Raw genomic sequence first — 20,933 nt, forward strand, 5'->3', positions numbered from 1 at the left:
CCTAGGTCTGCGCGCATGATCCTCGTCCTCGACAATTACGACAGCTTCACCTGGAACCTCGTCCATTATCTGATGGAACTGGGCGTGGAGGTGCAGGTGGTGCGCAACGACGCGCTGACCGCGAACGAAGCGATCGCCAGCAATGCGCAGGGCTTCCTGATCTCGCCCGGTCCGTGCACGCCCAACGAGGCCGGGATCAGCCTGGACCTCGTCGCCGCCTGCGCCGATCTCGGCAAGCCGCTGCTCGGTGTGTGCCTGGGGCACCAGGCGATCGGCCAGCATTTCGGCGGCAGCGTGGTGCGCGGCGGGCTGATGCACGGCAAGACCTCGCCGGTCCGCCATGACGGTACCGGGCTGTTCGCCGATCTGCCCTCGCCCTTCACCGCCACCCGCTACCATTCGCTGATCGTCACCGACATTCCGGAAAGCCTGGTGGTCAACGCCACCGCCGAGGACGGTTCGGTGATGGGCTTCCGCCATGCGTCGCTGCCCATCCACAGCGTGCAGTTCCACCCGGAGAGTATCGCGACCGAGCACGGCCACGCCATGCTTGCCAACTTCCTGCGCCTGGCGGGCATCGAGGCGACCGCCGCCGCCTGACCTGCTTCAGCCTCGGTTCATCGCAGCCCTGCTAGGAGAAACGCCATGAAACCGATCCTCGCCACCATGCTCGCCGGTGCCGCGCTGCTCGCGGCCCCCGTCGCCAACGCCCGCCACCGCGATACGCCGGAGCAGCAGCTCGCCAAGCTGCTCGATGGCCGAGTCGCGGGCAAGCCGGTGGACTGCATCAGCCTCGACCGTGCGGGCTCCAGCCAGATCATCGACGGCAAGGCGATCGTCTACACCCTCGGCAACACGCTGTACGTCAACCAGCCGCGCGGCGGTGCCGAGCAGCTCGACGACAATTCGATCCTGGTCACCAACACCTTTGGATCGCAGCTGTGCAGCATCGACACGGTGCGGCTGATCGACCGCAACTCCTATTTCCCGCGCGGCTTCGTCTCGCTCGGCGAGTTCGTGCCGTACACCAAGCCGAAGAAGAGCAACTAAGCCCCCCAAGCAGGATTTGCTCGACAGGCTGGCCGCGCCCCGGAATAGAGGCGGCGTGACCAGCCTCAGCCTGCTTCCCGATCCGTCCTCCCCGCTCGCCCGCGAAACCGCCGCGCAGGCGTTCGCCGACATTCTCGACGGCACCGCGCCCGAGGCGGAGATCGAGGCGTTCCTCATCGCCCTCTCCGTGCGCGGCGAGACCAGCATCGAAATCGCCGAGGCCGCCCGCGCGCTGCGCAACCGGCTGATCCCGGTGACGGCCCCCGAGGGGGCGATCGACGTGTGCGGCACCGGCGGCGACGGGCACCATACGCTCAACGTCTCAACTGCAGTCAGCCTTGTCGTGGCCGCAGCCGGTGTCCCGGTGGCGAAGCATGGCAACCGTGCCGCCTCCTCCAAGGCGGGCGCGGCCGATACGCTGGAAGCGCTGGGGCTCAACCTCGATCGCGCCGCGGCGCGGGCCGAGGAGAGCCTCAATGAAATTGGCATCGCTTTCCTCTTCGCCCAGCACCACCACCCTTCGCTGGGCCGCATCGCGCCGATCCGGCGGCGGATCGCGCGCCGGACGATCTTCAACCTGATGGGACCGCTCGCCAATCCGGCGCATGTCCGCCACCAGTTGATTGGCATTGCACGACCGGATTACGCGCCGGTCTATGCCGAGGCGCTGGAGCAGCTTGGAGTCGAGGCCGCGGCGATCGTCTCGGGCGAAGATGCGCTCGATGAGCTTTCCACCGAGGCGGCGAGCGTCGTCGTCAATGTCGGCCGCGCAAAGCTGCCCACGCGGATCACCCCCGAAGATGCCGGCCTGCCCCGCCATCCGCTTTCCGCCATCCGCGGGGGCGATCCCGAGTACAACGCGCTTGCCTTGCGCCGCCTGCTCCAGGGCGAGCACGGCGCCTATCGCGACGCGGTGCTGCTCAACGCGGCCGCCGCGCTGATGGTCGCGGGGCGCGCCGATGACCTTCGGGACGGGGTGGAGGAAGCCGCCGAGATGCTCGACAACGGGCTTGCCAACGCCCTTCTCGACTGCTGGATCGCCTTCGCATGAGCACCATTCTCGACACGATCATCGCCACCAAGCGCACCGAAGTCGCCGCCCGCAAGGCGAGCCCGCGCGCCTGGCCGGCGCCCTCCGCACCGCGCGGCTTCAAGGCGGCGCTCGACGCGCGTGCCGCAGCCGGCGGCTATGGCCTGATCGCAGAGATCAAGAAGGCCAGCCCGTCCAAGGGCCTGATCCGCGCCGATTTCGATCCGCCCGCCCATGCCCGCGCCTATGCCGCCGGCGGCGCCGCCTGCCTGTCGGTGCTGACCGACCAGGAGTATTTCCATGGGCACGAGGACTATCTGGTCGCCGCCCGCGCCGCCTGCGACCTGCCGGTGATCCGCAAGGACTTCCTGATCGACCCGTGGCAGGTCGAGGAGTCGCGCGCGATGGGCGCCGATGCGATCCTGATCATCGTCTCGGCACTCGACGACCGCCAGATGGCGGAGATCGAGGCGGCGGCGATCGAACAGGACATGGACGCCTTGGTCGAGGTCCACGATGCCGAGGAACTGGAACGCGCGCTCAAGCTCAAGTCGCGGCTGATCGGGGTAAACAATCGTAATCTCAAGACCTTCGAGGTCGATGTGCAAAAGACGTATGAGCTCGTCCGCCATGCGCCGAAGGACTGCACCTTCGTCGCGGAATCCGGCCTCAACAGCCGCGGCGATCTTGACGCGATGGCCGCGCACGACATCCGCTGCTTCCTGATCGGCGAATCGCTGATGCGGCAGGCCGATGTCGAAGCGGCGACGCGGGCGCTGGTCGGATGAGCGGGCTCACCCATCTCGACGAGACCGGCGCGGCGCACATGGTCGATGTCGGTGGCAAGGCGGTCACCGCGCGCGAGGCGGTGGCGCGCGGCCGCATCACCATGTCGGCAGAGGCTGCGGCGGCGATCCGCGACGGCAGCGTGAAGAAAGGCGACGTGCTTGCCACGGCACGCATCGCCGGCATCATGGCAGCGAAGAAGACGTCCGAGCTGATCCCGCTCTGCCACCCCCTGCCCCTCACCCGCGTCGCGATCGACCTCGACCTCGACGCGACCGGCGTGACCGCGACCGCCACCGCGGCGACCGAAGGCAAGACCGGGGTGGAGATGGAAGCGCTCACCGCGGTGTCGGTGACCCTGCTCACGCTGTACGACATGGCCAAGGCGCTCGATAAGGGCATGGTGCTCAGCGACATCCGCCTGCTCACCAAGACCGGCGGCAAGTCCGGCGACTGGCGCGCCCAAGGCTGAGGCCCGGGCGGCAAAGAATCCCTTAGCCGCCCCAAACCGATCCTCCATTGCCCCGCAGCGGCCACCGGGCCATGTGCGGCACCATGGCATCGCTTCTCGACCCTCTTTCGCGCGGCCGCGTGATCCTCGTCGGCGCAGGTCCTGGTGACCCCGGCCTCCTTACCGTTCGCGCCGTCGAGGCGCTGAAGATCTGCGACGTGCTGGTCCATGATGGGCTTGTCGATGATCGCGTGCTCGATCTCGCACCCCAGGCGCACCGCATCTCGGTCGCCAAGCGCCGCTCGAAGCACACGCTCCCGCAGGAATCGATCAACGCGCTGATCGTCGCGCATGTGAAGACCGGCGCCGTCGTGGTCCGCCTGAAGGGCGGCGATCCGTTCATCTTCGGCCGTGGCGGCGAGGAAGTGGAGGCCGTGCGCGAAGCCGGTCTGCCCGTGGAAGTGATCCCCGGCGTCTCCGCCGCGCTGGGCGCCGCTGCCGAGGCAATGCTGCCGCTCACCCATCGCGATTGGTCGAGCGCGGTCAGCTTCGTGGCCGGCCAGTGCAAGGGCCTGACCGACCAGGACTGGTCCGGCCTCGCCGGCAAAGGCCGCACGCTGGTGATCTATATGGGCGTCGCCACCGCCTCGGCGATCGCCGACAAGCTGATGGCCGACGGTGTTGCGCCGGACATGCCGGTGGCGGTGCTCGAGCGTGCCACGCTGGAGGGCCACCGCGCGATCCGCACCTTGCTCGCCGATCTCGGCCCGATGGTCGAGCGCGAGGAGGTGCAGAGCCCCGCGATCATCGTCGTCGGCGAAGTCACGCTGCTGGCCGATGCCGAGGACAAGCTCGCCCGCTGGGCGCGCACGGCTGAGACGCTGGGCGAGGATCAGGCATGAAGCTGTTGACAGGCAACGATCTTTCGACGGGCGACGTGGTCTGGTGGGCCGGCCAGGGCTGGTCCCGCCACATCGCCGAAGCCGTCGATGTCGGCGACCGGGGCGACGTGCTCGCCGCGACCGAGGAAGCCGCACGCCGGGTGAACGTGCCCTATGTCATCGACGCCGAAGCGACGCCCGAAGGCCCCCGCCCCGCGCACATCAAGGACCGCATCCGCGCGCTCGGCCCCACGGTCCGCGCGGACCTGACCCTCAAGCCCGCCGACCCGGCCGCGGGGAGCTGGGTGATATGAGGGCGGTCGCTCCCAAGATCCTCCCCTGGAAGGGGAGGTGGCAGGCCGCAGGCCTGACGGAGGGGTGTCCCCACCCGATCCGAAGGACCGCGGCCGCAGCGTCCACACCCCTCCGTCGCTTCGCGACACCTCCCCTTCCAGGGGAGGATCTGAAAATTCTTCCCGCGCGCATCGACTGAGACCGCCCATGTACAAGTACGACGAATATGACGCATCCATCGTCGCCGCGCGCGTCGAGGAATTCCGCGACCAGGTCCAGCGCCGCCTTGCCGGTCACCTGACCGAGGACCAGTTCAAGCCGCTGCGGCTGATGAATGGGCTCTATCTCCAGCTCCACGCGTACATGCTCCGCGTGGCGGTCCCCTATGGCACGCTCGACAGCCGGCAGATGCACATGCTGGCGCACATCGCCCGCAAGTACGATCGTGGCTATGGCCATTTCACCACGCGCCAGAACCTCCAGTACAACTGGATCAAGCTGGAGGATGCGCCCGACATCCTCGCCGAGCTGGCGACGGTGGAAATGCACGCCATCCAGACCAGCGGCAACTGCATCCGCAACATCAGCTCGGACCAGTTCGCCGGTGCCGCCGCCGACGAGATCACCGATCCGCGCCCCTGGGCCGAACTGCTCCGCCAGTGGAGCAGCTTCCACCCCGAGTTCAGCTATCTCCCGCGCAAGTTCAAGATCGCGGTAATCGCGGCCGACGAGGACCGCGCGGCGATGCGGCTGCACGATATCGGCATCCAGATCGTCCGCAACGACGAAGGCGAGCTCGGCGCGCGAATCTATGCGGGCGGCGGCATGGGTCGCACCCCGATGATCGCGTCGCTGATCAAGGACTTCGTGCCCTTTGCCGACTTCGTCAGCTATCTGGAGGCGTGCCTGCGCGTCTACAATCGCCATGGCCGGCGCGACAACATCTACAAGGCGCGGATCAAGATCCTGATCCATGCCCTCGGCGCCGAGGAATATGCCCGCCAGGTCGAGGAGGAGTTCCAGGCGGTGAAGGCGCTCGGCATCGATCCGCCTCAGGCCGAGTTCGACCGTATCGCCGCCTATTTCGCGCCTCCGGCGCTCGAGGTCGACGCGCCCGATACGGTGGACCGTACCGACCCGGACTTCGCCGTGTGGCTCGACCAGAACGTCCATGCCCACAAGGCCCCCGGCTATGCCGTGGTCACGATCAGCCTGAAGCCGATCGGCGGCATTCCCGGCGACGCCTCGGCGGACCAGATCGACCTGATGGCCGATCTCGCCGAGCGCTATAGTTTCGACGAGCTGCGGGTGACCCATGCCCAGAATATTGTGCTGCCCCACGTCAGGAAGGCCGATCTCCACGCGGTCTGGACGGCACTCCGCGAGGCGGGTCTGGCCGAGGCCAATCTCGACCTGATCAGCGACATCATCGCTTGCCCAGGCCTCGACTATTGCAGCCTCGCCAATGCCCGCTCGATCCCGCTCGCGCAGAAGATCAGCGAACGCTTCGCCGATCCGGCGCGTCAGCGCGACCTGGGTGAGCTCAAGCTCAAGATCTCGGGCTGCATCAATGCCTGCGGCCACCATCATGCCGGCCATATCGGCATTCTCGGCGTCGACCGGAAAGGCACCGAGAACTACCAGCTGCTGCTCGGCGGCTCGGGCGCGGAGGATGTCAGCCTGGCCGACATCACCGGCCCCGGCTTCAGCGAGGACGGCGTGGTCGACGCGATCGAGCGCGCGACCGACGTCTATGTCCGCGAACGCACGCCCGGCGAGCGCTTCGTCGATACCTATCGCCGCATCGGCATGGCACCGTTCAAGGAGGCCATTTATGGTTGAGTTCCTGCGCTACCGCGACGACGAAGCGCATGACGAGCCGGCGGTCACGCTCGACAGCTTCTTCGGCCAGTCCAACGCCACGGCCGTGCGGATCGAGTCCGGCGAGGACGCGCGCGCGCTGCTCCCGCACCTCAATCGCATCGCGCTGATCGAGGTGAGCTTCCCCAGCTTCCGCGATGGCCGCGGCTACTCCACCGCGCGTATCCTGCGCGAGGCGGGGTACAAGGGCGAGCTGCGCGCGCAGGGCGACGTGCTGGTCGACCAGATCCCGCTGATGCGTCGCTGCGGCTTCGACAGCTTCGCCCCCGATGCGCCGATCGATGCGGCGACGCTGGAAGCTGCGCTGAACCGCTACGACTTCCGATATCAGACGGCAGCCGACACCATCGTGCCGGTGTGGAAACTGCGCCATGGCTGAACCTGCGCGCAAGATCGACCGGATCGACGTGACGCCGCGCTTCACCGAGGCGGATGCGGTGCGGCTCAACACCCGCTTCCTCGGCGTCCCCACGCTGGAGATGCTGCGCACCGTGCTCGCCGAGAAGCTGACCGGCGAGACGGCGATCGTCTCCTCGTTCGGCGCGGAATCGGCGGCGCTGCTGCACCTCGTCGCCAGCGTCGATCGCGCGGTGCCGGTGCTGTTCCTCGACACGGGCAAGCATTTTCCCGAGACCTTAGCGTATCGCGATCTGCTGGTGGAGCGGCTGGGCCTGACCGACTTCCGCAACCTGCGCCCCGACCCCGAGCTGCTGGCCAAGCGCGACGGCACCGAACTGCGCTGGTCCTATGATCCCGATGGCTGCTGCGAGATCCGCAAGGTGCTGCCGCTGGAAGCAGGCCTGGCGGGCTTCGACGCGACGATCACCGGCCGCAAGGCGTTCCAGGCGAGCACCCGCGCCGCCCTGCCGCGCTTCGAGCTCGACGGCGATCGGCTCAAGATCAATCCGCTGGCGGATTGGACCAAGGCCGATCTCGACACCTATTTCACCGCGCACGACCTGCCGCTGCACCCGCTGGTCGCGCAAGGTTATCCCTCGATCGGCTGCGCGCCGTGCACGAGCAGGGTCAAGCCGGGCGAAGACCCCCGCGCCGGGCGCTGGCGCGGCTGGGACAAGACCGAGTGCGGCATCCACACGCCGACCAGCGACGACGACGCCAACCAGCCGGTGTTCTGACCCCGCCTCAGAACCCGCCGTGGAACCGCACGGCGAACACATTGGCCGGCCCGCGATCGCGATTGTAGCCCGGATTGGCGACGAACTGATAATCGAGCGTCACGTCGAAGCCCTTGCGCGGCTGCCAGTCATAATAGGCCTCCGCAATCGCCTCGCTGCCCGGGTGCGGCAGCTTGCCGTCGCCGACCAGCACGCCCAGCCCGCCCGCATCGAGATAGCGCTGATGCTCGCGCGAAATGCCGTTGACGATGCCGACCAAGCCGATGCGGTCGTTCGCACGCCCCCAGCCCACGCCGTTCAGCGACGCGCCGAGCTGGGCGGTGCGATCGATATCGGTAAAGTCATAGGGCTCGATCGATCCGTCGGCCAAGCCCGCGCGAGCGAACAGGCCCAGCGTGGACGTCACCGCCTGCTCCGCATTCACCCCGACGCCCATGCGGGTGGTGCGCTGGCGGACCAGCGCCGTATCCGCCGACTCTCCCTGCACCGCCCCTAGCGCCAGCGCATCGTCGAACCGCCCGGAGCGGCCGCGATTGCGGAACGCAGTGACGCGGATCGCCCCGGGCTGGCTGCCGAGCAGGTGGCGATGCTCGACCTCGACATCGACCTGGTACTGGCGGAAGTCGCGTTCCAGCGTCTCGCCATTGGGCACCTTCGAAAGGTTGAACAGCCCGGCCCGCAGCGTCCACGCCCCCTGATACCATTCTGCCGCCGCGCCGGTGGAGTAGCCCCAGGCATCGGCGGCATAATCGAAGCTGCCGGTATCCACTGCCGACCAGTTGAGGAAGTCGCCGCGCGGATCATGCGCATAGCGATTGGTGTCGAACACATCGCCGACGCCGAACTTGCCGAGCGTCAGCACCAGCCGGTTGGCGGTCTGGCTGCCGCCCAGCACGTTCATCGCCGGCGCCACCGCGCTCGTCTCGCCGCCCAGCCCGATCGTCTGGCGGAAGAACAGGCGCTGGAGCCGCAGATAGGGCTCGTCCTTGCCGACCTTGTACGCCTCGGCGCTGGGGAAGCCCGCCACGCCCAGCGTGTTGGACAGGCCGAAGCCCTGGTCGATCTCCGGGTTCACCCACAGCTCGCCGCCCGACCAGGGTCGCACGCCGGCATAGAGCGTCACGTCGATCGTCTCGCGCACCTGCTTGGGCGCGAGGCTGTTGGGCCCGCGATAGGGATCGGTGAAGCCGCCCACGCCCTGCACCACCATCGTCGCCTGGCCATGCACCGCGAAGGTCTGCGGGTCGCGCGTGTCCTGCGCCTGCGCTCCGACCGGCAGCAGGAAGAACAGCGCGGCCGCAGCGGCAGCCGACTTGGGGAAGGCGTGGATCATGGACGTGTACCCCGAATTTTGGCGGAGATCGCCGACTCGACGGGGGCGCCCGTATACCCTAGGGGGGTATCAGGCAAGCAGAACGGAACGGCAGAAAATGAGCCATGTCGCGCGCGAAAAGCAGAAGCTGCTCAACCGATTGAAAAGACTGCGCGGGCAGGTCGAGGCGATCGAGCGGGCGGTCGAGGCCGACACCGAATGCGCGCGCGTGTTGCAGCAGGCGACCGCATGCCGCGGGGCGCTGGACGGCTTCATCGCCGAGGTGATCGAGGATCATATCCGCGAGCACATGCTGGAACCCGATGCCGCCCCGGACGATCCCAAGGTGCAGGCGGCCGAGGAACTCGTCGCGATCGTCCACCGCTATCTCACCTGATCGGAGCCCGCATGCAGACCAGCCTCGCCGATCGTGCCGCCGCGCTGCTCGGAGTGCCCGTCTTGGGCGCGGCAGCGCTTTCCGGCGGCGATCTTTCCGCGGTCCACCGGTTGCGGCTGGCCGATGGCGGCAGCGCGATCGCCAAGCAGGGGCCGCTGGTTTCCGAAGAGGCCGATATGCTGGTGGCGATCGCCACGCGCGGGGCGCCGGCACCGCCGGTACTCGCGGTCGGGGAGGACCTGCTGCTGATCGAGGAAATGCCGAACGACGGGCATCTCGGCACCAGTTGGGACAGTCTCGCCACGGCGCTGCAAACGCTCCACGCGGTGCCGGGCCGCGGCTATGGCTGGCCGGTGGATTACGCCTTCGGCCGTGTCGCCATTCCGAACGGCACGACAAAGGACTGGCCGAGCTTCTGGGCCGAGCGACGGCTGAGGACGCATCTGCCGCACGTGCCTGCATCGCTCGCTCGCCGGCTGGACCGGCTGGCCGATCGCCTGCCGGACCTGCTGCCGCAGCATCCCGCGCCCGCGCTGCTCCACGGCGACCTCTGGGGCGGCAATGTCCTGACCTCCGCTGGCCGGGTGACCGCGCTGATCGACCCCGCCTGCTATCATGGCGACCGCGAAGTCGATGCCGCGATGCTCACCCTGTTCGACGCGCCGCCCGCCCGCTTCTTCGACGCGCTCGCGCTGGCGCCGGGATGGCAGGAACGGCAGCCGATCTACCGGCTGTGGCCGCTGCTCGTGCACCTGCGCCTGTTCGGCAGCAGCTATGTGGGCGCGGTGGAAGCGGCGCTGGCGGAAGTGGAGTGATCCCTATCCTCCCCCGCAAAGGGGGAGGTGGCGCCGGGGGCGACGGAGGGGGAGGAACCACGCCGACCGAGAGGTTCTGGCATCCTCCCCCTCCGAGCCGCTGCGCGGCCCACCTCCCCCTGGCGGGGGAGGATTGTGGTCCTACCCGAACAGCCGCGCCAGACTGCGTTCCAGCATCACCAGCTGCCACAGCGTGCGGCCATGCTCGGCGCGGCCGGCGCGGTGGTCTTCGGCGAGGCGGGTGATCGTGCGCGGCTCGAACCAGCCGCTCTGGAGCAGCAGCGGCGAGCGGGCGAGCGCCGCCGCCTCCTCGGCCAGCGCCTGGCGAAACCACGCGCTGATCGGGGTGACAAAGCCCATCTTGGGCCGATAGAGGATCTCGCGCGGCAGCCAGGGCTCGAGCGCCTTCTTCATCAGCCACTTGCCCTGCCCGCCCCGGATGCGGAGCGAGGGCGGCAGGCTCGCCTCGAACTCGACCAGCCGGTGATCGAGCAGCGGCTCGCGTGCCTCCAGCCCCACGGCCATGCTGGTGCGATCGACCTTGGTGAGGATGTCGCCGGGCAGCCAGTGGCGAATATCGGCATATTGGGCGCGGTCGATCGCGTCGCGCGCAGGCGCGTTGCGCATCGTCTCGACATAGCGCGTCTCGGCGCGGTAGCCGTCGAGCGCAGCACGGGCGGTATCGCCGTAGAGCTGATCGCGCAGCCCGGGCGTGGTGACACCCACGGCTTTGGCATAGGCCGCCGCCCCATCCTCGGCGAGCGCGAGCAGCGTCGTCTTGGCGCGAAACGGCCGCGGCGCCCAATCGGCCTTGGGATAGAGCGCGCCGAGTTGGCCGAACACCCGCGCCCGCAGGTTCGCCGGCAGCAGGCCGCGCACCCGCTCCTCGGCGGCGAAGAAGCGGTGGCGGCGGTAGCCGGCCAGCGCTTCGTCCGCCCCGTCGCCGGACAGCGCGACGGTGACGCTTTCGCGGGCGAGCTGGCAGACGCGGTAGGTCGGCAGCGCAGAGGCGTCGGCGAACGGCTCGTCGAACGCGGCGACTAGGGTGTCGATCAGGCCGTAATCCTCGGCGCCGACGCTGCGGGTGCGGTGGCTGGTGGCGAAGCGCGCCGCCACCTTGGCGGCATGGGCGGTCTCGTCGAGACCCGCCTCGTCGAAGCCGATCGTACAGGTCTTCACGGCGGACTTGCTGCGCTCCGCCATCAGCGCGACCACGGCCGAGCTGTCGACGCCGCCCGAGAGGAAGGCGCCCAGCGGCACGTCGGCGATCATCCGCGAGCGGACGGCGGTGCGCATCCGCTCGATCAGCTCGGCCTTGAGGTCCCGCGCGCGCCCGGTGGCGCGCCGGGTGAAGTCGATATCCCACCAGCGCACCGGCTGCGGCGCCGGTCGGCCGCGCTGGAGGAGGAGGAAATGCCCGGCCGGCAGCTTCTGCACGCCCGCAACGATGCAGGCGTCATCCGGAACATAGCCCAGCGCCAGATAGTCTTCCACTGCGCGAAAATCCGCAGCGCGCCGGAGCAGCGGATGCGCGAGCAGGCCCTTCAGCTCCGACGCGAAGGCGATCGCGCCGTCGGCGAGTTCGGCATAATGGAGCGGCTTCACCCCGAAGCGATCGCGGGCGAGAAATAGGCTTTGCGTGGTCGCGTCGTACAGGGCGAAGGCGAACATGCCGTTCAGCCGGGCGAGCAGGTCCGGCCCCCACGCCCGCCAGCCATGGAGCAGCACTTCGGTGTCGCTGTCGGTCAGGAAGCGGGCGCCCAGCGCCTCCAGCTCGGCGCGGACCTCGCGAAAATTGTAGATCTCGCCGTTGAAGGTGACGGCGAGGCTCTGGTCGGGCAGCGCCATCGGCTGCACGCCGCCTTCGAGATCGATGATCGCCAGCCGGCGATGGCCGAGCCCCACCCCCGCCACGCACCACACCCCCGAGCCATCGGGGCCGCGATGCGCCTGGGCGTCGCTCATTGCGACGATGCGGGCGGGGTCGATCGGCTTGGGGAGGCCGGGATAGAAGAGGCCGGCGATGCCGCACATCAGCGCATGCCCTCTCGACTGCCCATGCTTCCCCTATCGTTCCCGTTCATGATCCGCATCGTGGCGGTGCGGTACCAAGCGATCGGCGCGCGCGCCACCCCGGCGGGGCCGCGGACGTGCGGGAGCATCGAGCAGCGCGTCCAGCGGTGCCAGTCGCGCGTCCCAGCTGTAGCGCTCGATCACCCGCGCGCGGGCGGAGGCTCCGAGTGCCGTGGCGCTGTCCGGGTCGTCCAGCAGGCGCAGCACGGCGTCGCCGAACGCATCTGGGCTGTCGGCGACCTGTAGCGTGCCGGCATGATCGATCCCCTCGGCAGCGGCGGGCGAGGCGACCACCGCCCGCGCCATCGCCATGCCCTCCAGCACCTTGTTCTGGATGCCGCGGGCCAGCTGGAGCGGCGCTACCACCAACGCTGCGGCGGCGAGCCAGTCGCGCACGTCGGGGACCGTGCCGGTGACGAGGACGCCCGGTCGCTCTGCCAGCGCCTGGACGGCCGGTGTCGGCGCACGGCCGACGATCGCGAAACGCGCCTCGGGATGCGCCTGGCGAACCCGCGAGAACACCCGGTCGGCGAACCAGGTGACCGCCTCGATGTTCGGCCGGTAATCCATCTGGCCGGTGAAGACGAGCAATGGCCCCTCCCCGCCGAGCGGCTCGAAGCGGGTAGCGGGGTCGTAAAACACCGTATCGATGCCGTTCTCGAGCGCATGGACGCAGGGGGCGCTGGTGCGCTCCCGGAACAGCGCCGCCTCGGCGTCGCTCACGAACAGGCTGGCATCGGCTAGGCCAGCGACGCGGCGCTCATGGGCGAGCAGCAGCGACGCCTCGCGCTTGTGCACCCAGGCCATCGGCCTGCGCGCGCCCTTGGCATAAGCGGCGAACTTGGCCGAATCCATGTCGACAAAGTCCATGATCACGCGCTGCTGGGGGTCCGGCGGCAGATATTGCGCCATCTGGCTGGAGAAGAGGAAGATCGTCTCGATCGGCTCGGCCGCGAGCAACGCATCCACCGCGCGGCGCACGGCGGGATCGGCAAAGGCCACCAGCGACACCGGCCGGCGCTGCAGCAGCGCACGTGCGCCCGTCCAGATGGTCGGTGGCCCGCGCCAAGCGATCGTGCGCGTCGCCGTATAAGCAGCCAGGCCGTCCTGGTGCCGCAGGTCCTCCGGATCGTCGGCGAAGGCGACGAGGTGGACGCGGTGGTTCCGCGCGAGATGGCGCAGCAGGTGATAGGCGCGGATCTTGTCGCCGCGATCCGGGGGATAGGGAATGCGGTGGGCGAGGAACAGGACGTCGCCCATCAGCCGAGCCCGCGCGACAGCAAGGGCCCGATACGGTTCGCAGCCCAGAGCGGCAGCCGCTTCCACGCGGCGATCTGCAGCCGGTACTTCGGATCGAGCGGATTGATGCTGCGCGGTGCCGCGCCCTCGGCATGGCGCGAGAAATAGACGAGCGGCTCGGGCACGAAGCCCCAATTCTTCTTGAACGCCGCGGCACCGGTGCCGGCCTTGGAGCGCCCGAAGTCGAAGCGCGAACAGCCGCGCGCACGGGCATGGGCCATCAGCGCGAAATACATCCGATCGTTGGCGCGCAGCCCCCGCGCCGCTTCGGTCCCACCGCCCCAGTACGGATAGACAGTGCCGCGCCAGTAGAGGCTGAGCACGCTCGCCACCGCGCGGCGCTGGTGCCGGACAATGAGGATGTCCGCCTCCGCCCCGAACGCCTCCAGCACCGCCGCGAACAACGCCGCCGGGAAGACGGGCGTGCCGAGATTGCGGACGCTCTCCGCATAGACGGCGTAATGCGCGCGCCGTGCGGCGCGATCCGCGCCCACCTCCACCGTCAGATCCTGGGCGAGCGCCTTGCGCAATTCGGCGCGCTGCTTGCGCGGCACGGCGAGCAATTCGGCCTCGTCGTCAGCGGCGAGCCGGCGGACGAATCCCAGATAGGTCGTGTCGTCGCGCGCCCAGTCTTCCCCCGGACAGGGCCCGCCGCGCAGGTCGAGGCTAGGGCACCGCAGGCGCGTGGCGAGGTTCCAGGCTGCCTGTCCCAGTGCTGCAACGGCATAGCCCTGCTCAGCGAGAATACCGCCGCCGACGCCGAAGCCGGTCGAGACCAGCGCCCGGCCGAACAGCGGCGAGGTAATCGCCGTCAGCGGCAGCACCCCGGCGATCCGTCCGCCAGCGCCCTCCGCCACCAGATAGTGACTGCGCTGGCGGCATCCCTTTGCCACCGCCATGCTCCACTCGGGTAGATGGAAGGGCGTGGCATCCGCCTGCGCATCGACCCAGGCGGAGAGGCGATCGCGATCGCTTGCATCGTGCAGATCGGCCGTGCGGACCGACAGGGTCACGCCAGTCGCTCCGCCGCCTGCGCTGCGATCGCATCCACCCGGCCCCAGTCGTGCGACGCGAGCAGCGTTCGCAGCTTGCCCTCCATCGCGCCCAGCCGGGCGTAGTGCCGCAGCCGCGACTTCAGCGGCGCGGCGCGGACCCGCGGCTGGCCGGGGTCGATCTCCCAGGGGTGGAAATAGAACATCGCTGCCGCACCGCTCCCGTTGGCAGCGCGAACGGCGCGATCGGTCACCCGTTGCGGCAGCAGCCGGAAGAAACCGCCCCCCGCGGTCACCTCGCGGCCCAGCACCCGTGCGATCGTGATGGGAAGCTCGATCAGCCGTGCATCGGGCAGTGGACGAAAGGGCGTGCGCGGCGCGTCGGGCCAGCCATAATGGTCGTGCGCGATCGGGGCGATGCTCGACGAATAGCAATAGCCTGCCTCGGCGAGCACCGCGTGTGCCCAGGGCGTGCGTCGATCGATCGAGAAGCTCGGCGCGCGGTAGCCGTTCACCGCCACACCCGCAGCATCTTCCAGCACAGCGCGAGCGCGGGCGAGATCTGCGCGAAACTGGTCCGGCGTCAGCGTAAAGACGCGGGCATGGTCCCAGCCATGGCTGGCAACCTCATGCCCCGCCTCGGCGATGCGGCGGATCAGCCTGGGATGGCGCTCCGCCACCCAGCCGAGCGTGAAGAAGGTGCCCTGTACCCCCGCCGCTTCGAAAAGCGCCAGCACACGATCGGTGTTCGCCTCGACACGCCGCTCCAGCCCGTCCCAGTCGCCTCGCGCGATCGTCGTCTCGAAGGCGCCGACCTGGAACCAGTCCTCGATATCGACCGAGAGGCCGTTGCGCATACCCATGGCTCAGGCCGCACTGCCACGCAGGGCGTCGAGATCGATGCCGCTGCGGCCATCGTCCTTCTCCACCCAGTCGACCAGCAGCGACAGCACCCGACGCAGCGCGTCCGATTGCGAGGCGACCTGCGCCTCCAGCTCGGCAACGCGGCGCTCCAGCGCCCGCGTCTCGGCCGAGCCCTCCGGCACCGCGCGCAGTTCGGCGATGCGACCTGCGCGCACCGGCGCGGCTTCAGGCACCGGCTCGGGGGCCGATTCGATCACATCCTCCTGCTCGATATCCTCGATGACGGCGGAAATGTCGGGTGCACCAAAATTCTCGATCTGCTCGACCGCGCCGTAGAGCAGCACCCGGCTCGCCAGCTGGTTGAGCCGGCGGGGGATACCGCCGGACCAGCGGTGCATCGCCGCCAGCGCATCCGTGGTGAAGCGCGGGCGGCCGCTCCAGCCGACCAAGGTCAGCCGGTGCATCAGATAGGCCTCGACTTCCTCCACCTCCATCGGCGCGAGGTGGTGCATCGCGATCACCCGTTGGCGCAACTGCTCGAAGGCGGGCTGCTGGAGCACCAGCCGGAATTCGGGCTGGCCGAGCAGGAAGATCTGGAGCAGCGGATAGCCGCCCGCCTGGAAGTTGGAGAGCATGCGCAGCTCGTCCAGGCTCTCGCCCGGGAGCGCCTGCGCCTCGTCCACCACCAGCAGCGTGCGACGCCCGGCGCGGGCGACCTCGTGCAGGCCACGCTCGATGGCGAGCAGCAGCGCGGCCTTGGACAGATCATCCCCGGGCAGACCGAGCCCCTGCGCCACCAGCCGCAGCATGTCATCGGCGCGCAGATGGGTGGAGACGATCTTGATCACGTTCAGCCGCTCGCCGTCCAGCTCGGCGAGCAGATGGCCGAGCAGCGTGGTCTTGCCCGCCCCCGGATCGCCGGTGATCACGACGAAGCCCTCCCCCTGGCTTAGGCCATAGCCGAGATAGGCCATCGCCTTGCCGTGCGTGGCGGTATCGAACCAGAAGCGCGGATCGGGGGTCAGCTGGAACGGCCGGCCGCGCAGCCCGTAATGATCGTCCATCATGCGTGCAGTCTCTCAAAAACCATAGCGCGCTCCGATCAGCGCCTGTGCCGATGCCTGGTCGGGCCCGTCGCGCATCGAGCCGTAGAGGCCCGCCGTCGCGGTGAGGCTGAGGCGGCCGAGGCGGCGGGTGTAAGCGGTGTTGGCGCCCCAGCCGAACACGGCGGTGCTGCCGGGAATGTCGCCGTCATAATAGCTGGCGAGCAGGTTGAGCCCGATCGTCCCGTCGCGCCCGGCGGCCAACGCGGCAAAGGCCTGCGCGTAGAAGCTCTCGTCCCAGCTGCCGCCGGTTGCGGTCGCGGAGACGGGGGTGAGGAAGTCGCGCCGGGCGAAACCACCGCCGACGCCCAGTCGTGTCGTGCCCCGGCTCCACACCGCGTTGGCGGTCATCCCGCGGCCGCGATAAGCCGCCGTTGCCGCCGAGGAGAAGGCCCCCGCGATGCAGCCCCCCGCAGCCGCGCCGCTCGTCCCGTAGATGCAGCCGCCGGTCTGGACACCGAACGGGTCGGCGGTGGTGACGAAGCCCACCGGCAGCGCCGCGAGGCTGCCGCCGACCTGCTGGCCATAGGTCTCGACGGTGTCGTACACCGCGACCTGGATGCCGCTGCCGCTGCTCCGCTGGAAGGTGAAGCTGCCGGTGTAGCGGATCGCGCCGTAGCGCCGGCCGATCCGTACTTCCAGCGCGGTCCGCCGGCTCGGCCGCCAGAGCACGCCGCCGTCCCAGAACATCCCGTCGAAGTCGTAGGCGAGCCGCACGGGCGATGCCGGATCGGTGACATAGCGCCCCGCCCCGTCGACGACTGGCTGACCGTCCGCGCCCAGCAGCGGATCGCGCTGGCGGACGGTGATCCGCTCATACCCCGCCCCGCCGACCAGCGCGACCGTGCCGCTGATTGGCGCGATCGCGTCGCCGCGGCCGGAGCTGCTGGCAAAGCGCTGGTCCAGCTGGCTGGCATTTTCGCGCACCAGGCCGCCGGTGACACTCAGCCCGATCGGCAGCACCGCGCCGGGCTTGGCGCCGATGCTGGCGTTCACCGCATGCGAGGTGGAATGATCGAACCGATCGACCTGGGGCAGCGTCGCCGCCACGCCGGTCGCGGTGCCGTCGTCGACCTTGGTGAAGCCGAAGCGATAGGCCCCCTGCACGAACAGCGGCCCGGCATGGGTGTCGAGCTTCGGCCCGACATAGCCCGAATAAAGCTGGCTCAGGTTTCGGGCATTGGCGGCATTGCCGGTCAGCGCGTCGCCACGTGCATCGGTACGGGTGCGGGTAGCGACGGCACCTGCTTCCAGCGTGACCGCCCGGCCCGCTGCGATTCGCGCCTGGGCGAGGCCGTTATGGCTGTCGCCAGACTGCAGGCTGCCCTTCTCGACCACGCGGTGCTGATACTGGTAGCTCACCTGCACCTGTACGCGGCGGGTGCGGATGCTGCCGTCCAGCCCGGCGCCGAGCTGCGAATAGGTCAGCGTCTCGCCGCCATTGAGCTCGGCGGTGGCGACCTGGCTCACTTCGATATAGGGCCTGACGGTCGCACGGCGCTGGGCGGCCGCGGGCACGATCGCGGCGGCGCAGACGGCCAGCACGATCGCGCCACGAATCACCGGCCCGCCTGCGCGTAGTAGCTGCCGAAGCGCCGGCCCGAAGGCTGGAACGACACCGCGTTGAGGACGAGCTGGATATGCTCGCAGCCATCGAGCGCAGCGACGGCGGCGCGCAGGTCTTCCTCGCTGGTACGGTCGGCGCGGACCACCATCATCGTCTGGCCGACGTGCAGCGCGAGTACCGAGGCAGGCGACGCGGCAAGCGCCGGCGGCGAGTCGAAGATCACGATGCGGCGCGGATTGGCCGCCGCCAGCCGATCGAGCATCGCCCGCGCGCCGTCGCTCGCCAGCAGCTCGGTATCGCTGACGCTGCGGGTGCCGGCGGGCAGGATCGCGAGCTGCGGCACATCGGTATCGACGATGCAGGCCTCGACATCGATCCGGCCGTCGAGTGCGTCGAGCAGCCCCGGCCCCTCGCCCATCCCGAGCCGCTTGGACACGTCGGGCTTGGCGAAATCGGCATCGACCAGCAGGATCTCGACGTCCTTCTCCGCCGCCATCGAGAGCGCGAGGTTGATCGCGCAGAAGGTCTTGCCCTCGTCGGGCTGGGCCGAGCAGACCAGGATCATCCGCGCGCGATCGGCATCGACGCCGGCGACGCCGCGCGCGGTGAGCAGCAGCTGCCGCTTCACCATGCGGAATTCCTCGGCAAGCGGGGTGATCGGGCCGCCCGGCACGAGCATGCCGGCGGCGGCAAGCCGGGCGCGGTCGATCGGCACGACCGGGCGTTCCTGCGCGGGCAGCGTCGCCTGCGGCTTTGCCGGTCCCTCCTCCGTCGGAAGACCGGGCATCATCGCGATCGCGCGCTGGATCAGCGAGCCGGTGAAGCGCTTCGGGCTATGTTCGTTCATCGCTCAGACCCCCGCGCCATGGTGGAGCATGCCGACCAGCAGGATCGCGGCATAGGCGACGCCCAAGCCCGCAGCACCGCCGAGGAAATGCTGAAGCTGCTTGCGGCGCCGCGCGCGCTGACGGGGGGTGACCACCTCGCCGATCGAGCCGATCACCGGCATGCCGCTGGCGCGTTCAAGCCGGATCGCAGTGTCGAAGGTCGTGCGCAGCTTGGACAGCAGGAACGCCGCCGCCACGCCGGCGCCGAGCCCCGCAACCAGCACCGCGGTGAGCAGCATCGGCCGGTTGGGCGAGCTGGGCGCGCGCGGCTGGGTCGGCGGGTCGATCACGCTGAACTTCACCGCATCGGTCTGGCTCTGCGCCTGGCTGCTGATCCGCAGTTGTTCGCGGTCGGCGAGCAGCTTGGCATACTGGTCCTTGAGCACCTGATAGTCGCGGTCGATCTGGCCCTGTTCGGACGCCGCCTGCGGCGCCTGGGTGAGCTTGGCGCTGAGCGCGGCGAGATCGCCCTGGATCTGCGCGCGGCGCTGGCTGAGGGCTGCGACCTGCGCGGCCTTGTCCGCCTGCATCGCGCGCAGGCTGAGATAGAGCGGGTTGGCGAAGCTGCCCCCGCCGCCGCCGCCGCTCGGCTCGCGCGCCGCAGCCGCCTGCGCGCCGGCAATCTGGCGCTTGAGCGCGACCACGTCGGGATGCGCCTCGGTAAAGCCGCGCGCACGGGCGTCCGAAAGCTGCGCCTGCAAGTCCGCGAGACGGGCGCGTGCCGGTCCCGTTCCCACCGGACCGCCGCCCTGCCCCGCCACGCTGGCCGGCGTACCCGCCATCTGCGCGTTGACCGCGCTGAGGCTGCTCTGCGCCGCTGCCAGATCGCTCTCGATCTGCTGAAGCTGCTGCTGCGCCGCGCCGATCCGGTCGTCGAGCGAGCCGGTGCCCGGCAGGCTGCCGAGGAAGCGTGTCTGGAACTCGGCGCGCTTCGCCTCCGCCACCTGCAACGCCTGCTGGCGCTCGGCGAGCTGCTGGTCGAGAAAGGCGAGCGACTGGCTGCTCTCGTCACGGCTGTCCGCGAGCTTGTTGTCGCGGAACAGCGCGATCAGCTTTTCCACGACCTGGCGGCAGATCGCCGGATCGGCGCCGGTCACTGCGATCTCGAACAGATTGTCCTGCTGGGCGGTGAGCTTGATCGCCTTTTGCAGCCCCGCGATACGCGCGACGAGATCGGCCGGCTTGGTGATGGTCTTCGCCAGATCGGTGCCACGGACGACCTTCTCCAGATTCACCGAACTGGTCAGCGTCTGGCGGATGCGATCGATATCCTGCTGCTGGCCCGCCGCCGCGACGCCGCCATCGTTCGGCAGCACCTGGCGCAGCTCGACGAGCACGCGCGCCTTGGACTCATAGCTGTCCGGGATGCGTGACACCGCGATCCATCCGACCACGCAGACCGCCCAGGCGATGGCCAGCGCCAGCGTACGGCGCATCCACACCGCGTGGATGGCGCTGCGGACCTCGTCGAACAGGCTTCCCATCAGAACATGCTCTGCGGGATGATGATCACGTCGCCCGGCTCCAGCCGGACATTGGCCGAGGTGTCGCCGTTCTTCAGGAGATCGGCGAGACGCAGCTTGAACTCCTGCTGCTTGCCGCTCTGCGGATCGTAGCGCACCAGCCGCGCCCGGTTGCCCGCGGCGAATTCGTTGAGCCCGCCCACCGCGATCATCGCATCGAGGATCGACATGTTGGCGCGGTAGGGCAGCGAGGCCGGCTTCTCGGTCGCGCCAACGACGCGGATCTGCTGGCTGAAGGTGCCCGAGAAATTCTCGACGATCACCGAGACGATCGGGTCCTTGATATATTCGCTGAGCGCCAGCTTCAGGTCGTCGGCGAGCATCGCGGGGGTCTTGCCCACCGCCGGCATGTCGTTGATCAGCGGCGTGGTGATCCGGCCGTCGGGGCGCACCTGGACCTTGGTCGAGATCTCGGGATTGCGCCAGACGAAGATGTTGAGCTGGTCGAGCGGGCCGATGACATATTCGTCGCTCGGCGCTTCCTTGGCACCGACGAAGCCCGCCGCCGGCAGCTCGGGACGCGGTCCGCCGCCGCCGCACGCCGATAGCTGCGCCATCAGCGCCAGCGTCGCCGCCGCCTTCATCCCGATCG

The 20,933-nt window shown here is 69.3% G+C and carries 22 protein-coding genes; 12 read left to right on the plus strand and 10 right to left on the minus strand.

Annotated elements, in window-relative coordinates; translation table 11 throughout:
• Positions 1-15 precede the first annotated feature (15 nt).
• From BM009_RS07890 to BM009_RS07935, 10 genes are all read left to right on the plus strand, one after another.
• On the plus strand, positions 16-600 hold the full coding sequence (locus tag BM009_RS07890) for an anthranilate synthase component II (RefSeq protein WP_093295224.1): 585 nt from the start codon (positions 16-18) through the stop codon (positions 598-600).
• Positions 601-645: 45 nt separating this feature from the next.
• The gene (locus BM009_RS07895; protein WP_093295225.1) at positions 646-1,050 is read left to right on the plus strand and encodes a hypothetical protein; all 405 of its coding nucleotides are present in this window, start codon (positions 646-648) and stop codon (positions 1,048-1,050) included.
• 55 nt (positions 1,051-1,105) lie between these two features.
• Positions 1,106-2,101 (plus strand): anthranilate phosphoribosyltransferase, encoded by a 996-nt coding sequence (gene trpD, locus BM009_RS07900; protein WP_093295227.1) that lies wholly within the window; start codon positions 1,106-1,108, stop codon positions 2,099-2,101.
• On the plus strand, positions 2,098-2,868 hold the full coding sequence (gene trpC / locus BM009_RS07905; RefSeq protein ID WP_093295228.1) for an indole-3-glycerol phosphate synthase TrpC: 771 nt from the start codon (positions 2,098-2,100) through the stop codon (positions 2,866-2,868). The genes trpD and trpC overlap by 4 nt, the downstream gene beginning before the upstream one ends.
• Entirely contained in the window at positions 2,865-3,338 is a 474-nt protein-coding gene (gene moaC / locus BM009_RS07910; RefSeq protein ID WP_093295230.1) for a cyclic pyranopterin monophosphate synthase MoaC, read from the plus strand. The genes trpC and moaC overlap by 4 nt, the downstream gene beginning before the upstream one ends.
• Positions 3,339-3,421: 83 nt before the next feature.
• Entirely contained in the window at positions 3,422-4,219 is a 798-nt protein-coding gene (cobA, locus tag BM009_RS07915; RefSeq protein WP_093295815.1) for a uroporphyrinogen-III C-methyltransferase, read from the plus strand.
• Positions 4,216-4,512 carry a DUF2849 domain-containing protein gene (locus BM009_RS07920; RefSeq protein ID WP_093295231.1) on the plus strand — a complete coding sequence of 99 codons (297 nt, stop codon included), beginning with the start codon at positions 4,216-4,218 and terminating at the stop codon, positions 4,510-4,512. The genes cobA and BM009_RS07920 overlap by 4 nt, the downstream gene beginning before the upstream one ends.
• A gap of 187 nt (positions 4,513-4,699) precedes the next feature.
• A complete protein-coding gene (locus tag BM009_RS07925; protein WP_093295233.1) occupies positions 4,700-6,334 on the plus strand; it encodes a nitrite/sulfite reductase in 1,635 nt (544 codons plus the stop codon).
• The gene (locus tag BM009_RS07930; RefSeq protein ID WP_093295234.1) at positions 6,327-6,752 is read left to right on the plus strand and encodes a DUF934 domain-containing protein; all 426 of its coding nucleotides are present in this window, start codon (positions 6,327-6,329) and stop codon (positions 6,750-6,752) included. Before BM009_RS07925 ends, BM009_RS07930 begins: the two co-directional genes overlap by 8 nt.
• The gene (locus BM009_RS07935) at positions 6,745-7,509 is read left to right on the plus strand and encodes a phosphoadenylyl-sulfate reductase (protein WP_093295236.1); all 765 of its coding nucleotides are present in this window, start codon (positions 6,745-6,747) and stop codon (positions 7,507-7,509) included. The genes BM009_RS07930 and BM009_RS07935 overlap by 8 nt, the downstream gene beginning before the upstream one ends.
• A gap of 7 nt (positions 7,510-7,516) precedes the next feature.
• On the opposite strand, the gene BM009_RS07940 is transcribed toward BM009_RS07935, so the two are convergent.
• Entirely contained in the window at positions 7,517-8,842 is a 1,326-nt protein-coding gene (locus tag BM009_RS07940) for a carbohydrate porin (RefSeq protein WP_093295237.1), read from the minus strand.
• Positions 8,843-8,939: 97 nt separating this feature from the next.
• On the opposite strand from BM009_RS07940, the gene BM009_RS07945 reads away from it, so the two are divergent.
• On the plus strand, positions 8,940-9,218 hold the full coding sequence (locus tag BM009_RS07945; RefSeq protein WP_093295239.1) for a metal/formaldehyde-sensitive transcriptional repressor: 279 nt from the start codon (positions 8,940-8,942) through the stop codon (positions 9,216-9,218).
• Positions 9,219-9,229: 11 nt separating this feature from the next.
• Positions 9,230-10,033, plus strand: coding sequence for a fructosamine kinase family protein (locus tag BM009_RS07950; RefSeq protein ID WP_093295240.1), 804 nt, complete (start codon positions 9,230-9,232; stop codon positions 10,031-10,033).
• A 141-nt stretch (positions 10,034-10,174) separates the two neighbouring features.
• Here the strand turns inward: BM009_RS07950 and BM009_RS07955 are convergent, their stop codons facing one another.
• The 9 genes from BM009_RS07955 to BM009_RS07995 are packed head-to-tail and all read right to left on the minus strand — an operon-like array spanning position 10,175 to position 20,898.
• On the minus strand, positions 10,175-12,067 hold the full coding sequence (locus tag BM009_RS07955) for an XrtA/PEP-CTERM system amidotransferase (RefSeq protein ID WP_093295242.1): 1,893 nt from the start codon (positions 12,065-12,067) through the stop codon (positions 10,175-10,177).
• 33 nt (positions 12,068-12,100) lie between these two features.
• Positions 12,101-13,366, minus strand: coding sequence for a TIGR03087 family PEP-CTERM/XrtA system glycosyltransferase (locus tag BM009_RS07960; RefSeq protein ID WP_093295243.1), 1,266 nt, complete (start codon positions 13,364-13,366; stop codon positions 12,101-12,103).
• Positions 13,366-14,418, minus strand: coding sequence for a FemAB family XrtA/PEP-CTERM system-associated protein (locus tag BM009_RS07965; RefSeq protein ID WP_093295244.1), 1,053 nt, complete (start codon positions 14,416-14,418; stop codon positions 13,366-13,368). The genes BM009_RS07960 and BM009_RS07965 overlap by 1 nt, the downstream gene beginning before the upstream one ends.
• Positions 14,415-15,254 (minus strand): XrtA system polysaccharide deacetylase, encoded by an 840-nt coding sequence (locus tag BM009_RS07970; protein ID WP_175487975.1) that lies wholly within the window; start codon positions 15,252-15,254, stop codon positions 14,415-14,417. The genes BM009_RS07965 and BM009_RS07970 overlap by 4 nt, the downstream gene beginning before the upstream one ends.
• 9 nt (positions 15,255-15,263) lie before the next feature.
• Positions 15,264-16,328 carry an AAA family ATPase gene (locus BM009_RS07975; RefSeq protein WP_093295247.1) on the minus strand — a complete coding sequence of 355 codons (1,065 nt, stop codon included), beginning with the start codon at positions 16,326-16,328 and terminating at the stop codon, positions 15,264-15,266.
• Between the two features lie 12 nt (positions 16,329-16,340).
• The gene (locus BM009_RS07980) at positions 16,341-17,927 is read right to left on the minus strand and encodes a hypothetical protein (RefSeq protein ID WP_093295249.1); all 1,587 of its coding nucleotides are present in this window, start codon (positions 17,925-17,927) and stop codon (positions 16,341-16,343) included.
• Positions 17,924-18,778, minus strand: coding sequence for an AAA family ATPase (locus tag BM009_RS07985; RefSeq protein ID WP_093295251.1), 855 nt, complete (start codon positions 18,776-18,778; stop codon positions 17,924-17,926). The genes BM009_RS07980 and BM009_RS07985 overlap by 4 nt, the downstream gene beginning before the upstream one ends.
• 3 nt (positions 18,779-18,781) lie before the next feature.
• Positions 18,782-20,302: an XrtA system polysaccharide chain length determinant gene (locus BM009_RS07990; RefSeq protein WP_093295253.1), complete on the minus strand. Its 1,521-nt coding sequence runs from the start codon at positions 20,300-20,302 to the stop codon at positions 18,782-18,784.
• Positions 20,302-20,898, minus strand: coding sequence for an XrtA/PEP-CTERM system exopolysaccharide export protein (locus BM009_RS07995; protein WP_093295817.1), 597 nt, complete (start codon positions 20,896-20,898; stop codon positions 20,302-20,304). Before BM009_RS07995 ends, BM009_RS07990 begins: the two co-directional genes overlap by 1 nt.
• Positions 20,899-20,933 lie beyond the last annotated feature (35 nt).

It is taken from the genome of Sphingomonas sp. NFR04 (assembly GCF_900114095.1).
Classification (GTDB): Bacteria; Pseudomonadota; Alphaproteobacteria; order Sphingomonadales; family Sphingomonadaceae; genus Sphingomonas.

Bases quoted from the DNA above. Each gene is read 5' to 3' on its own strand.
- BM009_RS07890 (WP_093295224.1), top strand. From the start codon at position 16: ATGATCCTCGTCCTCGACAATTACGACAGCTTCACCTGGAACCTCGTC.
- BM009_RS07895 (WP_093295225.1), top strand. From the start codon at position 646: ATGAAACCGATCCTCGCCACCATGCTCGCCGGTGCCGCGCTGCTCGCG.
- trpC (WP_093295228.1), top strand. From the start codon at position 2,098: ATGAGCACCATTCTCGACACGATCATCGCCACCAAGCGCACCGAAGTC.
- moaC (WP_093295230.1), top strand. From the start codon at position 2,865: ATGAGCGGGCTCACCCATCTCGACGAGACCGGCGCGGCGCACATGGTC.
- cobA (WP_093295815.1), top strand. From the start codon at position 3,422: ATGGCATCGCTTCTCGACCCTCTTTCGCGCGGCCGCGTGATCCTCGTC.
- BM009_RS07920 (WP_093295231.1), top strand. From the start codon at position 4,216: ATGAAGCTGTTGACAGGCAACGATCTTTCGACGGGCGACGTGGTCTGG.
- BM009_RS07925 (WP_093295233.1), top strand. From the start codon at position 4,700: ATGTACAAGTACGACGAATATGACGCATCCATCGTCGCCGCGCGCGTC.
- BM009_RS07930 (WP_093295234.1), top strand. From the start codon at position 6,327: ATGGTTGAGTTCCTGCGCTACCGCGACGACGAAGCGCATGACGAGCCG.
- BM009_RS07935 (WP_093295236.1), top strand. From the start codon at position 6,745: ATGGCTGAACCTGCGCGCAAGATCGACCGGATCGACGTGACGCCGCGC.
- BM009_RS07940 (WP_093295237.1), bottom strand. From the start codon at position 8,842: ATGATCCACGCCTTCCCCAAGTCGGCTGCCGCTGCGGCCGCGCTGTTC.
- BM009_RS07945 (WP_093295239.1), top strand. From the start codon at position 8,940: ATGAGCCATGTCGCGCGCGAAAAGCAGAAGCTGCTCAACCGATTGAAA.
- BM009_RS07950 (WP_093295240.1), top strand. From the start codon at position 9,230: ATGCAGACCAGCCTCGCCGATCGTGCCGCCGCGCTGCTCGGAGTGCCC.
- BM009_RS07955 (WP_093295242.1), bottom strand. From the start codon at position 12,067: ATGTGCGGCATCGCCGGCCTCTTCTATCCCGGCCTCCCCAAGCCGATC.
- BM009_RS07960 (WP_093295243.1), bottom strand. From the start codon at position 13,366: ATGGGCGACGTCCTGTTCCTCGCCCACCGCATTCCCTATCCCCCGGAT.
- BM009_RS07970 (WP_175487975.1), bottom strand. From the start codon at position 15,254: ATGCGCAACGGCCTCTCGGTCGATATCGAGGACTGGTTCCAGGTCGGC.
- BM009_RS07975 (WP_093295247.1), bottom strand. From the start codon at position 16,328: ATGATGGACGATCATTACGGGCTGCGCGGCCGGCCGTTCCAGCTGACC.
- BM009_RS07985 (WP_093295251.1), bottom strand. From the start codon at position 18,778: ATGAACGAACATAGCCCGAAGCGCTTCACCGGCTCGCTGATCCAGCGC.
- BM009_RS07990 (WP_093295253.1), bottom strand. From the start codon at position 20,302: ATGGGAAGCCTGTTCGACGAGGTCCGCAGCGCCATCCACGCGGTGTGG.
- BM009_RS07995 (WP_093295817.1), bottom strand. From the start codon at position 20,898: ATGGCGCAGCTATCGGCGTGCGGCGGCGGCGGACCGCGTCCCGAGCTG.